Origin of the sequence: Pseudomonas sp. NFACC02 (assembly GCF_900110765.1) — a bacterium.
Taxonomy (GTDB): domain Bacteria; phylum Pseudomonadota; class Gammaproteobacteria; order Pseudomonadales; family Pseudomonadaceae; genus Aquipseudomonas.
Genome location: NZ_FOEO01000007.1, coordinates 33,550 through 48,037 on the forward strand (window position 1 = coordinate 33,550; position 14,488 = coordinate 48,037).

The 14,488-nt window shown below is 59.7% G+C and carries 10 protein-coding genes; 5 read left to right on the forward strand and 5 right to left on the reverse strand.

The features are described 5' to 3' along the window. Positions 1-227: 227 nt before the first annotated feature. Genes BMY73_RS08525 through BMY73_RS08535 form a run of 3 tightly spaced genes read left to right on the forward strand, consistent with a single transcriptional unit; the run spans position 228 to position 5,007 of the window. A complete protein-coding gene (locus tag BMY73_RS08525) occupies positions 228-2,582 on the forward strand; it encodes an FdhF/YdeP family oxidoreductase (protein WP_092406413.1) in 2,355 nt (784 codons plus the stop codon). Continuing rightward, positions 2,539-3,984, forward strand: coding sequence for a cytochrome ubiquinol oxidase subunit I (locus tag BMY73_RS08530; RefSeq protein ID WP_256571152.1), 1,446 nt, complete (start codon positions 2,539-2,541; stop codon positions 3,982-3,984). Before BMY73_RS08525 ends, BMY73_RS08530 begins: the two co-directional genes overlap by 44 nt. A 9-nt stretch (positions 3,985-3,993) precedes the next feature. Continuing rightward, the gene (locus BMY73_RS08535; RefSeq protein WP_092406417.1) at positions 3,994-5,007 is read left to right on the forward strand and encodes a cytochrome d ubiquinol oxidase subunit II; all 1,014 of its coding nucleotides are present in this window, start codon (positions 3,994-3,996) and stop codon (positions 5,005-5,007) included. A 187-nt stretch (positions 5,008-5,194) separates the two neighbouring features. On the opposite strand, the gene BMY73_RS08540 is transcribed toward BMY73_RS08535, so the two are convergent. Continuing rightward, on the reverse strand, positions 5,195-6,400 hold the full coding sequence (locus BMY73_RS08540) for an MFS transporter (RefSeq protein WP_092406419.1): 1,206 nt from the start codon (positions 6,398-6,400) through the stop codon (positions 5,195-5,197). Positions 6,401-6,510: 110 nt separating this feature from the next. Here BMY73_RS08540 and BMY73_RS08545 point away from each other — a divergent pair, with 110 nt between their 5' ends. Next, positions 6,511-7,134 (forward strand): TetR/AcrR family transcriptional regulator, encoded by a 624-nt coding sequence (locus BMY73_RS08545; RefSeq protein ID WP_092406421.1) that lies wholly within the window; start codon positions 6,511-6,513, stop codon positions 7,132-7,134. 549 nt (positions 7,135-7,683) lie between these two features. Next, entirely contained in the window at positions 7,684-8,907 is a 1,224-nt protein-coding gene (locus tag BMY73_RS08550) for an OprD family porin (protein WP_092406423.1), read from the forward strand. Between the two features lie 78 nt (positions 8,908-8,985). On the opposite strand, the gene BMY73_RS08555 is transcribed toward BMY73_RS08550, so the two are convergent. From BMY73_RS08555 to BMY73_RS08570, 4 genes are all read right to left on the reverse strand, one after another. Beyond that, positions 8,986-9,786, reverse strand: a complete 801-nt coding sequence (locus tag BMY73_RS08555; RefSeq protein WP_062386721.1) for an IclR family transcriptional regulator — start codon at positions 9,784-9,786, stop codon at positions 8,986-8,988. 74 nt (positions 9,787-9,860) lie between these two features. Beyond that, the gene (locus BMY73_RS08560) at positions 9,861-11,201 is read right to left on the reverse strand and encodes an MFS transporter (RefSeq protein WP_082060925.1); all 1,341 of its coding nucleotides are present in this window, start codon (positions 11,199-11,201) and stop codon (positions 9,861-9,863) included. Positions 11,202-11,288: 87 nt separating this feature from the next. Then, positions 11,289-12,878 (reverse strand): GMC family oxidoreductase, encoded by a 1,590-nt coding sequence (locus BMY73_RS08565; protein WP_062386726.1) that lies wholly within the window; start codon positions 12,876-12,878, stop codon positions 11,289-11,291. Positions 12,879-12,907: 29 nt separating this feature from the next. Continuing rightward, the gene (locus BMY73_RS08570) at positions 12,908-14,338 is read right to left on the reverse strand and encodes an NAD-dependent succinate-semialdehyde dehydrogenase (RefSeq protein WP_092406425.1); all 1,431 of its coding nucleotides are present in this window, start codon (positions 14,336-14,338) and stop codon (positions 12,908-12,910) included. Positions 14,339-14,488: the final 150 nt, after the last annotated feature.

Sequence of the window (14,488 nt, forward strand, 5' to 3'; positions counted from 1 at the left end):
CGACGCAACCACGAGCCATTCACCTTCAGTTGTGGGTGGATAACTTATCTTCGACCCAGGTTCACCCGCCTCTTGTAACGAAAACGAGTTGCCCAACTGCCCGCAGCGAATACGTGAACGACTGATGCATTCTGACCTGGATGGCTCAACCATCGAGCAGAATCTGCGAACTTCGTCTGCGCTCTTAGCTCGTAACGTCTAGACACAAAAAACTAGGCGAGGTCGGTATGAGGTTGATCCACGGTACTTCACGTTTTCGGCCTTACACTTCGGCGTCGGGCGGTTGGGGATCGGCGCATTCGGTGTTGAACATCCTTTGGCGTGAACAGGCGTTCGTCAAAGGCAGCGCCGCGCTGATCAAACAGAACAAACCCAAGGGGTTTGCCTGTGTCAGTTGCGCCTGGGCCAAGCCTGGCGATCCGCACGCGCTGGAGTTCTGTGAAAACGGCGCCAAGGCGACGGCGTGGGAGCTGACATCCTTGCGCACCGCTCCCTCTTTCTTTCAGGCCCATACGGTGACCGAGCTGCGCGGCTGGCAGGACTACGACCTAGAGCAGCATGGCCGTCTCACTCATCCGATGCGTTATGACGCTCAGTCTGATCGTTACGTGACGACCACCTGGGAAGAAGCGGCCAGCGCGATTGGGGCGCAGCTACGCGCATTGAGCCCCGACGAGGTGGTGTTCTATGCGTCCGGGCGTGCATCGCTCGAAACCTCATTCATGTACCAGTTGTTTGCGCGCGCCTATGGCACGAACAATCTCCCTGACAGTTCCAACATGTGCCATGAAAGCACTTCAGTCGGTTTGCAGGAGAGCATTGGCGTGCCGGTGGGCACGGTCACGCTGGCAGATTTTGAACACACCGACTGCATCTTTTTCTTCGGGCAGAACGTCGGCAGCAATAGTCCGCGGATGCTCCATCCGCTTCAGGAGGCGCGCAAGCGCAAAGTGCCCATCATCACCTTCAACCCGATCCGTGAACGCGGACTGGAGCGTTTTGTAAATCCCCAATCGCCTGTCGAGATGCTGGGTCCGAAATCGACCGTTATCAGCACGCAGTATCACCAAGTGGCCATCGGCGGCGATACGGCTGCGGTCATGGGCGTCGCCAAGGCTCTCCTCGACCTGGAGGAACGGGCAAAACGCGACGGCGAACCGCCCGTTCTGGATCACGACTTCCTCGCGCAACACACCGACGGCCTCGCCCACTTCATGGACACGGTAAAGGGTTACTCATGGGACGAACTGGAGCGGCGGTCCGGCCTGACCCGCAGCGCACTGGAAGCCGCAGCGACGGTTTATGCGCGCAGCGAGAAAGTGATGATCGTTTACGGCATGGGCATGACCCAACACCGACACGGGGTTGCGAACGTACAGATGCTGGTCAACCTGCTGTTACTGCGCGGCAACATTGGCAAGCCAGGCGCCGGCATCTGCCCCGTGCGAGGTCATTCAAACGTACAGGGCCAGCGTACCGTCGGTATTACCGAAGACCCTGCGAAGGTCCCCAAGGACAAGCTGGAGGCCTTGTTTGGATTCTCCGTGCCTGAGCGCAAAGGGATGGCGACCATCGACGCCTGCGAAGGGATCGTCAACGGTAGCGTGAAAGGTTTTATCGGCCTTGGAGGCAACTTTTTACGCGCCGTTCCCGATACGAGTCGAATGGAACCTGCCTGGTCTGGACTTCGCCTGAACGTACAGATCGCGACCAAACTCAACCGCACACATCTGGTGCCGGGGGAACACACCTGGCTACTGCCGTGCCTGGGAAGAATCGAGATCGACCGGCAACAGGGTGTCGAACAGGTGTACACCACCGAGGACAGTACCGGCTGCATCCGCGCATGGCGTGGCAATGCGGAACCCGCAAGCGAGCAGTTGCGCTCGGAGTCAGCCATCATCGCGGCGTTGGCTCACGCCACGCTGGGCGAAAGCGTGGCCGTTCCGTGGCGGCAATGGCAGCACGACTATGCCTTGATTCGCAAAGCCATCAGTGAGGTTTACCCTGAAATCTTTCATGATTTCGAGACGCGCATGTGGAAACCCGGCGGGTTCCATCGCCCGCTGGGCGCAACACATCGTCAATGGGCAACGCCTTCGGGCAAAGCCCGGTTCATCACGCCCGAAACACTGGACGAAGATGACGATGTCCTGACGGGGGAAGCGGGTCGGGACGTGCTGCAATTGATGACGCTACGCAGCAATGACCAGTTCAACACGACGGTGTACGGCTACGACGACCGCTTCCGGGGAGTAAAGGGCACGCGAAAGGTCGTGTTCCTGAACCGCAACGACATCGTGCGATTGGGCTTTGCGCCAGGTGAGTGGGTTCGCCTGCGTACGGCCATCGAGCCAGCGGTCGGTCGCGAGGTGGGTCCATTCCAGATCATCGCTTACGACATTCCAGAAGGGTGCGCGGCCTCGTACTACCCTGAATCCAATGCGTTGATCCCTCTGTGGCATTACGCCAAACGCAGCAAGGTGCCTGCTGCGAAGTCCGTACCGATCATTCTGATTCGCGCCCAGCCGGATGCGTATGACCTTGATCGCGCCGTGCCTGAAACGGACCAGATCGTCTAGCGGCTGGTCGAGCGGAGGAGACGGTATGGACGGTGTCGAGTGGGGGCTGTTAGCGGCGCGAGGCCAGTTTGCCGTGACTATCAGCTTCCATATCGTGCTGGCGGCATTCAGCATCGGGATGGCCAGCTTTCTCCTGGTCCTCGAAGCACTCTGGTTGTGGCGCCGACAGCAGGTGTACCTGGATATTTACCGGTACTGGCTGAAAATCTTCGCGCTCAATGTAGCCATCGGTACAGCCTCAGGGCTGATGCTTGAATATCAATTCGGGCTGAACTGGGCGCGACTGTCCGCGCAGGCAGGGGAAGTTCTCGGGCCCCTGATGTTTTACGAAGTGATGGCTGCGTTTTTTCTGGAAGCGGGCTTCCTCGGGATCATGTTGTTCGGGATGAAAAAGGTGGGACCTGGCCTGCATTTTCTCGCGACCGCCGCAGTGGCTGTCGGCTCCATCATCAGTGCGTTCTGGATCCTGTCTGCCAATTCCTGGATGCACACCCCGCAGGGTTTCGGCGTCGGCGCTGATGGGCGGTTTGTTGCTCAGGATTGGTGGGCAATCATTTTCAATCCCTCTTTTCCCTATCGTTTCGTCCACATGATGCTGGCCACTTACCTGGCAACTGCCTTGCTGGTCGCCGGGGCCAGCGCCTGGCAATTACTGCGCGAGCCAACCCACCTTCATGCAAACGTGCAGTTTTCGATGGCGTTGTGGGCAGTCGTCGTTTTGGCTCCTGTGCAGATTGTGGTGGGTGATCTTCACGGCGAAAACACCTTGAAATTCCAGCCGCAAAAAGTGGCGGCGATCGAAGGAGCGTGGACCCGCCCTGCTCCCGGCGCCGGTGAACCACTGCGTTTATTTGCATTGCCCGACATGACCGAACGCCGTAACCATCTGGAGTTGGCCATTCCACGTGTCGCCTCGCTGTACCTGCGTCATGACCTGAGCAGCACGATCAAACCACTTACGGAGTTTGCGCCTCAGGACATCCCTCCTGTTGCGGTCGTGTTCTGGGCCTTTCGTGCGATGGTGGGATTGGGGCTGCTCATACTGGCCCTGGGGATTACCAGCCTCGTGTTGCTCTATCGAAAACGTTTATACACCACGCGCTGGCTGCAGCATGGGTGCTTGCTGATGGCGCCCGTCGGGTTCATGGCCATGATCAGCGGCTGGATCGTCACCGAAGTGGGCCGACAGCCCTTCACGGTTTACGGCCTGCTGCGAACGGCCGACAGCGCCTCACCCGTCTCCAGTGAACAGGTCATCAGCTCGACGTTTACGATTTTATTTTTTTACCTGGTGGTTTTCGGTATCGGCTTATGGGTGTTGCTCCGCATTCTGCGGCACCCGGCCAGTGAAGGAGAACAAGGACCCCAACCGACGCTTCCTGACGAAATCGGCAAGCCATGAGGTGCCCCCATGCTGGACGGTGACATGATCGTTTTGCTATCCGCTGCGGCCCTTGCATTTTCGGTGCTTAGCTATGTGTTGCTCGACGGTACTGATCTGGGAGTGGGTATCCTGCTGGGATTAACCCGCTGCCCCAAACGACGCCGCGCCATGGCGGTGTCCATCTTGCCGATCTGGGACGCAAACGAAACCTGGCTTGTCTTGGGTGGCGGGGGACTGCTGGCGCTGTTTCCCCTGGCGTACGCCATTTTGCTACCTGCGTTGTATGTCCCGTTTATCACCATGTTTCTCGCGCTGATCGTCCGCGCGATGGCACTGGAGTTTCGCGACTATGCGCCTGACCCCGGCATCAAGCGCGGCATCGACGTGCTGCACCTCTGCGGATCGTTAACAGCAGGAGGCTGTCAGGGTGCAGCCCTGGGCGCGTTAGTCCAGGGTATTCCCAGCCAGAACGGCAAATTCACCGGAACCGGCTGGGAATGGGTCAGCCCTTTCGCTTTGTACTGCGCGGGGGTGCTGATCGTCGGCTACGCATGGCTGGGAGCGTGTTGGCTCTACTGGAGAACCGACTCCGCCTTGCAACGAACATCTCGCCGGCAGGCACAATGCCTTTCTGTTGCGACGCTGGCGCTGATGGCCCTCCTGCTCGTCTGGACCTCCACACTGAACCCGGACTATGCACAGAGGCTTTCCAGCCCTGTCGTGGTGTACTCAACCGTCGGAGTGGGACTGGCAGCATTTATCGCTTTTTGGATCAGTTTCCAGAGCCGCCATGACGTGTTGCCGTTGATAGCCGCCATCAGTCTTTTCATCCTGGGATTCGCGTTGATGGTGACCACGATTTTTCCCTTGATCATCCCGCCTCACCTCAGTCTGTACGCTGCCGCCTCAAGCGCGAAGAGCCAGACTTTTATGCTGGTGGGTTTTGCCCTGCTGATGCCGGTGACCCTCTTTTACAACACGTTCGGTTTCCGGATTTTCAGCGGCAAAGTGCATCCATCACAGATCATCTCGAGCGATTGAAATAACCGGGACAGGTGGTGAGCATTACCCGCTAGCGATCCCGTCAGCCGAGGATTTTCGGAAACGCCTGACCCTGACCTGCGGCTACGGAACAGGATCAGATACCAGCCAACATCCGGGCGGGCGGCATGCGTCAGTGGCCGCCGCGACTCGAACGGCAAGTCACTCTCATGTCAGAACATTCACTTCAATGCCCGACGACCATTTGACCGGACCGTCTTTCACCTTCTGCGAAGCCATGTACTCGCGCTCGCAAGGCGATGATCAGACTGAGCAGTAGCAACGTCACCAATGCCCAGGGAAAAGCGCTCACCCCATAATGGCCAAGCAATACGCCCCCCAATAGACCGCCCCCTGCGATAGCACTGTTCCATACCACAACGTTCATGGACAGCGCGACGTCTGCGCCCTCTCCTGCTGAATCGGCGAGCGCGGTTTGCAAAAGCGTGGCGGCGCCACCAAACGTCAGGCCCCAGATAAATACCCCGATATAAATCGCCACGGCAACGCCTGAGAACAAACCGAAGAAACCGGCAACGGCTGCGAAGGTTGCGAGGCTGACCAATACGGTCTTTCGCAAATGACGATCAACGAGCCTTCCGGTGATCCAGATGCCCGCCAACGCGGCAACACCAAATGCCAGCAATACCAGATCAACGTCACTTGCCAGGCCCGCCTCGGAAACAAAGGGCGCGACATAGGTGTAAAGAATGTTGTGAGCCAGCATCCAGGTGAACACGACGCCGAGCACCGAGCGCACGCCGGGCGTGAAAAACACTTCATGCAACGACTTGCGTCGTGCGCCGGCCTGCCCCGAATAATCCGGCACTTCGCTCAGCACCCAGACGATCAACGCCAGGGTCAGCCCGGACATCAATCCAAACGCCATGCGCCAGCCCATGTACCCACCCAGCCAGGTTCCCAACGGAACCCCAAGCGACAACGCAATGGGCGTTCCCACCATCGCGATCGCCAGCGCGCGGCCCTGCAATTGCGGGACAACCATGCGTCGCGCATAACCCGCGATAAGGCTCCAGGCGAGCCCCGCAGAGACGCCAGCGAAAAATCTTGCGATGAGCGTCAGCCAGTAACTGGAAGACAAGGCGGTGACAGAATTGAACACCAGAAAGCCGACAATCGTCAGCAGCAGGACTGTTCTGCGGCGCCAGCTTTGCGTGGCAATGGTCAGCGGAATGGCTGCCAGCAGCGACCCCAGCGCGTAAACGGTCACCATCTGCCCCGCCATCGACGCGGAGATCGCCAGCCCACTGCCGATTTCAGGTAGCAAGCCCGCGGGTAACGTCTCGGTCACGATGCAGATGAAACCTGTCATCGCCAGTGCCAGTAACGCTCCAAGCGGAAGTTTTTCGCCCTGCTTCTCGTCTACGACCATCCCATCACCCCACTAATATACTGATCGGTACAAAAGATAGAGAAGACATGGCAGGTGGTCAATGACTTATGTATCGATTAGTATTTAAGTAATTCTGCTGGAGATTCGACATGGCGAAAATGGGCCGTCCCCGCACGTTTGACCGCGACATGGCAATCACTCAGGCATTGCATCTGTTTTGGGAGCATGGGTATGACGCGACTTCTCTCAGCCTGCTCAAAGCCAGCATCGGTGGCGGCATCACGGCCCCCAGCTTTTACGCTGCGTTTGGCTCTAAGCAGGCGCTGTTCAATGAGGTCATGGAGCGCTACCTCACCACGCATGGCCGGGTAACCGATAGCCTGTTCGATACGACCCTGCCGCCAAGAGAGGCGATCGAACGTACCCTGCGCCGGTCGGCGAAAATGCAATGCGAGGCCGACCATCCCAAGGGCTGCCTCGTGTCGTTGGGTCTCATGAGCGCATGCTCGGACGAGAGCAAAGCCATCTCCGAGCCGCTCGCGCAGGCGAGAAGCGCGAACCGTGCCGGGATCGTTGCTTGTATCGACCGCGCGATATCCGCAGGCGAGTTGCCTGCGACGGTGACGTCGGAAGTACTCGCTACCGTATTCGACAGTTTCATGCTGGGTCTGTCGACACTGGCACGAGATGGAGCTGCGCATGCCACCCTCGACGCCGCCGTCACTCAAGTGATGGGCCTATGGGACAGCCTGCGTATGGCCGCCGATAAATGAATGACCTGAGACGCAGACACCCCTCCTCGTAAGAGCTCGGCTCCCGCAGCGCAAACCTTGAAGCAAGCTTCCACAGAAGCTTGCAGATCACCGCCGTCCGTTCACACCTGGCTAATGCAATAACTGACTTCCGTCCCGCCTTCTGTTACATGCCGCCCGAACGCTTTTTATCCCCCGACACTCAAGAACTGCACCTCTGAACGGCCCCTCTGAACGGCCCTGCGCATCAGCTGCTCCGAATCCATCGTCGGCGCTTGACAGTGTTCTTCCACTGTCCCTACTATCGACACGAAAAGAGAAACACAGTTTTTCTGAGAGATACAAAATAATTCAATTTCAGACTCGTGATTGCGTGTGCAGCAAGGCGCAACCGAGCCCGTCATTGTCTCGAATGCCCCCGAATACAGGAGCGTCCATGAAAACCTGAACGACCGAAAATGCTTCTTCACTGGCATGACGCTGCACACCCATAACAACAATTACAGCGCTGACTGTTTCCTTCCAACAGGAAATGGCTGGACGCTTGCGTACGCCTGGAACATGACGCCCATGAACAAAAAACACGCTTTGACTGTTGCCCTCACTTGCACCCTTCCCCTGAGCGCCCTTGCCGATAACGGCGGGTTTGTCGAGGATTCCCACTTCTCGATAAAGGCGCGCAACTTCTACATGAACCGCAACTTTCTCGATGACCGCACTTCGCAGAATTATTCCGAAGAATGGGCACAGGGTTTCATCGGCATCTTCGAGTCCGGGTACACACCCGGAACGGTCGGGTTCGGTGTGGACGCCATCGGCCTGCTGGGGATCAAACTCGACACAGGCAACGGTCGCAAAGGGGGCGGCACGCTGCTGCTCGAAGAAGACAGCGACGGGGCCAAGGACGAGTACGCCAAAGGCGGTATGGCGCTCAAGGCAAAGATATCGAAAACCGTATTGAAGTTCGGCGAGCAACTGGTGAACCTTCCGGTGCTGGCGACCAGTGACAACCGGTTGCTCCCGGAAACCACCCAGGGCTGGCTGGTGACCAGCAAGGAAGTGCCCGGCCTGACCCTCAATGCCGGGCATTTCACTGCGCTGCGCGGGCGCGATCAGAGCGAGCACGACAGCGGGCGCCTGACCGATCTGGATTTGATCGGCGGCAGCTACCAGTTCACGCCCAATCTCAACGCTCGGGTCTATCATTCGGACGTCGACGATTACTGGCGCAAGACCTACGTGGGCGCCACTTCGGTCCTGCCGTTGGGCACCGGCTACAGCGCAACCTTCGACTTCAATGGCTACGACACCAAAAGTCAGGGCCAACAACGCGGCGGCGTCCTGGACAACCGTATATGGAGCCTGTCGGCGTCTCTGGCGGCCGGGCCTCACACGTTCCTGATCGCCCACCAGCGCGTCACCGGCACCGGTAATTACACCTACGGGGTGGACGGCAACAGCACGGTGTTCCTCGCCAACTCGGTGCAATATTCGGACTTCAACTATGAAAACGAGCGTTCGTGGCAGGCACGCTACGACTTCAACTTTGCCGCGCTCGGCGTACCGGGGCTGACGTTCATGACCCGGTACCTCAAAGGCACCGATTTCCACACGGCGCGGACCGACGATGGTCATGCCTGGGAACGCGACATCGAGATGAAATACGTGCTGCAATCGGGTCCGGCCAAAGACCTGTCTTTCAGAGTGCGTCAGGCCAGCTTCCGGAGTCCGGATCGCGGGCTGGACTTCAACGAAGTCCGGCTGATCACCGAGTACCCGATCAACGTTTTCTGATGGTCAGTGCCTGAACGATAAAAAAACCCCAGACCTGAATAAGGCTGGGGTTTTGTTTTGACCCGCCGAAGCGGGCCATCACAGACGCTGGTAAGTCCCTGCGTGCAGGCGCTCGCTGATTTCCGCCGCCGCCGATTGCAACTCACGCAACATGCCGGCTGGCGGGGGTGAAGGAATGGCCGCGCTCGGCCCGACGATGCCAATAGTGCCGACGATTACATCGTTCTCGCGAAAGATCGGGCAGCACAGGGCGTTGATGCCCATGGTCACTTCGCCGTCGGCGTCGTCGTACAGTCGCTGGCGAATCAGCTCCAGACGACGGGCCAGCAATTCAGGCTCATTCAGGGTGCGCTCAGTCAGTTGCGGCATCTTGCGACGCATCACCCGCTGCTGGCTGGCGGCATCGGCGAAAGCCAGCACCGTACGGCCCTGAGCCGAGCAGTAAGGCAACACACGGTTCCCCGGTTTGACCGAAATGCACACGTTGGCCTTGGACTCGACGCAGGAAACGACCAGCGCGGTGTCATGGGTGGCAACGGCCAGCAAGGCCGTCTGCCCCGTGGCATCGCGGATACGGGTCAGGTAGGGGTCGGCAATGGCGCGCAGGTCGAACTGCTCGCCTGCGGCCTCGCCATACGCCACCAGGCGCGCGCCCAGCAGGTACTTTTCGGTGACGGGGTCCTGCTCGAGGATCCCGAGCTGACGCATCGAAGCCAGATGCCGATAGGTTCTGGGCTTGGCGGTTTGCAGCTGATGCGCCAGTTCGGTCACGCCCAGTGGTCGGCGCGCGGCCGTCAACTCATCGAGCAGACGGAACACCATTTCGACCGACTCCAGCAATACCGGGCCGGTGGCGGGCTTTTCGTCATCCTGTTCCAAGAGGTCACCTCAGATCGAACGCTGGAAAAGCCCGATTGTATCGCCTGCCGAAACGCTTGTGTTGTTCTGCGATATCAAATCGTGGAAGGTTGCGGCATGGCCCCCACACTTTGCGCGCTGGGCGGCTTGACCGACGACATGACCCACGCGCCGATCAGCGTCATGATCGCCAACACATACAGCCCGTACTCCAGATGCCCGCTGCTCTGTTTGATCCAGCCCATCATGAACGGGCTGGCGTAGCCGCCCAGATTGCCGACAGTGGCGATCAGCGCAATGCCCGCAGCAGCAGCCGTGCCGGTCAGCAACACGCCCGGCAAGGCCCACAGTACACAGAAGCCCGCCAGACCACCGGACATCGCCAGACTGAGGCCGCCCAGCGACAGCACCGGTTGATCATGAAAGAAAGCAGCGATGGCCAGACCCAACGCTGAGGCAAGGTTGCAAAACGTGCCGTGCCAGCGGCGCTCACGGGTGCTGTCCGAATGCCGGCTGACCAGCACCATGACCACCGATGCCACGGCAAATGGAATCGCTGCAATCAAGCCGGTGTGAAACAGACTCTTGACCCCCAGGCTCTGCACGATCTGCGGCAGCCAGAACGAGACGCCGTAGGTGCCGCACAACAGCGCGAAGTTCACATAGATCAGGCACCACAGGCCCTTGTTGACGAATGCCGCGCGGAAATTATGCCCGGCCCCGGCCGCCTCATGCTCCTGTTGTTGCTCGGCCAGATGCTGCACGACACGCTCATTCTGCGCCGGGGTCAGCCAGTGAACCTTGCCGGGACGGTCATCCAGGTAGAAGAACACCACGATCCCCATCAGCACCGCTGGCGTGCCTTCGAGCAGGAACAGCCACTGCCAGCCAGCGAGCCCGTGGACACCTGCGAACGTCTGCATGATCCAGCCGGACAACGGGCTGCCCAGCACACCCGCCATGGCGATCCCCAGATTGAACCAGGCCATGCCTTGCGAGCGGGCGTAGGCCGGGAACCAGTACGTCATGTACAGAACGACGCCGGGATAGAACCCCGCCTCCGCCATGCCCAGCAGAAAACGCAGGATGTAGAACGACGTCGGGGTCTGGACGAACATCATCGACACCGACAGCAGCCCCCAGGTGATCATGATCCGGGTGATCCAGAACCGCGCCCCGACCCGCTGCAGCATCAGGTTGCTGGGGATTTCGCACAGGCAATAGCCGATGAAAAATACGCCGGCTCCAAACCCGTAAGCCATGTCACTGAGGCCAACGTCGGCCGCCATCTGCAGCTTGGCGAACCCCACGTTCACCCGATCCAGGAAGGCAATGATGTACAGCACGAAAAGGAACGGCAGCAGACGCCAGGCGATGCGGTTCCAGAGCACGCTGTCCTGCTCGTTATTGAAGGTGTTACGAGAGATTAGATTCATCGCTGTACTCTTGTAATTGTTGTGCATGCGAAGAGAAACCGGCTCCGAAAAACCGGCTTGTTTCAAAACATCCAAAGGTTCACAAAATCAGGCGGCACTCCCCAGGATGAAGTCGGCACAGCGTTCGCCGATCATGATACTGGGCGCGTTTGTATTGCCACTGACGATCGTCGGCATGATCGAGGCGTCAGCCACCCGCAGCCCCTGCACGCCGTGTACCTTCAGGTCCGGGCCGACCACGGCATCGGCGTCGGTGCCCATCCGGCAAGTCCCCGCGGGATGGAAAACCGTCTTGGCCACACTGCGCACATAGTCTTCCAGAACCTGATCGGGGATGTCGTCGTGATTGGGCAGCAGGAGCATGTTTTCCACGATACTGGCCAACGCGGGTGCGCGCAGAATACGACGGGCGAACCTGACACCCGCGACCATGGTGCGAAGGTCATGTTCATCGCTCAGGTAGTTAGCCTTCAGCGACACTTCCTGCATCGGGTCGGCGCTCTTGAGGCGCAACTGGCCTCGAGAGCGTGGCCGCAGCGCGCAAGGATTGATGGAGATGCCGTGGCCGCTCGGGGGCAAGCGATCGATGTCGCCAACCAACGCCGGCACCACATGGAACTGCACGTCTGGGCGACCACAGCCCGTGGCGTCGACGAATGCTCCGCTCTCCACGACATTGGAGCTCAACAGCCCCGAGCGATTGGCCAGGTACTTCAGCCCGTGCCCCACGGCGCGCAGGCCACGATCATGGCCCAGTAAGCTGACAGGCTCGCGGGTCTGGGCGTAGACCGAGGCACTGAGGTGGTCCTGGAAGTTTTCACCTACCCCCGGCGAATGCACCCGGGTAACGATGCCCATCGCTTGAAGGTGGGCCTGTGGACCGATGCCCGACAACATCAGCAACTTGGGCGAGGCCACCGCGCCAGCGCTGACGATGACTTCGGCCCGCGCAGCAAACTGTGTCGCAGCGCCGCCACGACCAAGCGCCTGGACACCGGTGACGCGATTGCCATCGAACAGCAAACCGGTGACATGGGTATCGGTCATGACGGTGAGGCGAGAATCGCGTCGCATCGGCTTCAGGTAAGTGACGGCGGAGCTGGCGCGTCGTCCTTGGGAGGTGGTGGTTTGAAAGAAACCTGCGCCTTCCTGCTTCGCTCCATTGAAATCATCGGTCTCGGGCACGCCGGCCTGCACCGCCGCCTGGACGAATGCACGACTCAGGGCATGCCGGTGATCCGGATCGCTGACCTTTAACGGGCCATCCTGGCCATGCAGCTCGCCACTGAGCCGGGCGTTGGACTCACAGCGGCGAAACACCGGCAGGACGTCCTGCCAGCCCCAGCCAGGACAGCCGCTGGCTTGCCACTCGTCATAGTCTTCGGCCTGACCGCGAATGTAGATCATCGCGTTCACGGAGCTTCCGCCGCCCAGGGTACGGCCTTGCGGAATAAAAACCCGACGCTGATTGACGAAGGGCTCAGGCTCGGTTCGGTACATCCAGGTCCGCTGCGAACCGTGAACACGAATGAAGGTGCCGGGAATATGGATGTAGGGATGATTGTCGGCAGGACCTGCTTCAAGCAGCAGCACCTGCTTGCCCGCCTGTGCCAGCCGTGCGCTCAACGCGCAGCCCGCCGAGCCAGCGCCGACTACGATGTAATCGAAGGTTTGCATTGTTATTGTTCTCTTTGTGTGACGTTTTTTCAGCCAATCTGGCTGACGAATTTGGTGGTGAAGTAGGCGTCCAGCCCTTCGCTGCCACCTTCGCTGCCATAGCCGCTGTCCTTCACACCACCGAACGGTGTTTCAGGTGCTGCGAGGCCAAAGTGGTTGATCGACACCATGCCGGATTCCAGCTCGTCGGCCAGCAAGGTGGCGCGCTGAATCGAGCGGGTGAAGGCAAAGGCAGCCAACCCGAACGACAGGCCGTTGGCTTTCTCGATCACCTCCTCGACGGTGTCGAAGCGGACGATCGAGGCAATAGGCCCGAACGGTTCTTCGCTCATTACCCGTGCGTTGTCTGGCACATCGGTCAGTACCGTGGCCGGGTAGAAAAAGCCTGCGCCTTGCGCCGGTTTGCCACCCAGCGCCAGCTGCGCACCAACGGCCATCGCGTCATCGACGTATTCCTGCACCGCACTGACCCGACGCGCATTGGCCAAAGGTCCCAGTTGGGTGGAGGCATCGTGACCGTCACCGACCTTGATCGCCGCACCGGCCTGGCAGAATGCGTCGATGAACTGCTCGTAGATCGACGACTGCACATAGAAGCGGGTCGGCGACGCGCAGATTTGCCCGCCATTGCGAAACTTCAGGCCCGCGCCCAAGGCCGCCACAGCCTTGACGTCCACGTCGTCACACACAATGAATGGCGCATGCCCGCCCAGCTCCAGGGTGCAGCGCTTCAGGTATTGCCCGGCCAGCGCGCCCAGTGCACGGCCAACCGGCACGGAACCGGTGAACGACACCTTGCGGATGACCTCGGAGCGAATAAGGTAATCGGAGACTTCGGCAGGCACGCCGAACACCAGGTTCAGCACGCCGTCCGGCACGCCAGCATCCTGAAACGCCCGGCACAGCTCGATGCACGACGACGGTGTTTCTTCCGGTCCTTTGGCGATGATCGAGCAACCCGCGGCCAGTGCCCCCGCGATTTTGCGGACTAGCTGACTGACTGGAAAATTCCACGGACTGAACGCTGCGACCGGACCGACCGGCTCACGCAGGACGGTCTGCCGCACACCACGGGCACGGGGCGGGATCACCCGTCCATAGGCACGTCGTCCTTCCTCGGCGTACCAGTCGATATGGTCACCCGCGCCAAACGCTTCAAGCCTGGCCTCAGCCAACGGCTTGCCCTGCTCCAGCGTAATCAGCGCGGCAATCTCGTCCGAACGCTGACGCACCAGGTCGGCAGCCCGGCGCAGGATCTTCGAACGGTCATAGGCGGACGTCTTGCGCCAGGTCTGAAAACCACGCTGAGCGGCGGCCAGCGCCCGGTCCAGGTCGGCCGTCGAAGCCAGGCTCAGCTTCGCGACGACCTCACCAGTGGCAGGGTTGAAGACATCCGCCTGGCGCTCGTGAGCACCGGTGGACCACTGGCCATCAATGAGCAGGGATTCAATCACTCGCATAGCATGGGACCTTTCAGGAATTAACCGCATTTGATTTCATTGAGAGAAATAGTATTTCTCTGTATGGCGTAATCCTAGGTTTCTCACAGAACCGGTGTCAAGCCGAAAAAAGTCACTTGACCACCTATTTGCACGAGCGTTAGCTTTGTC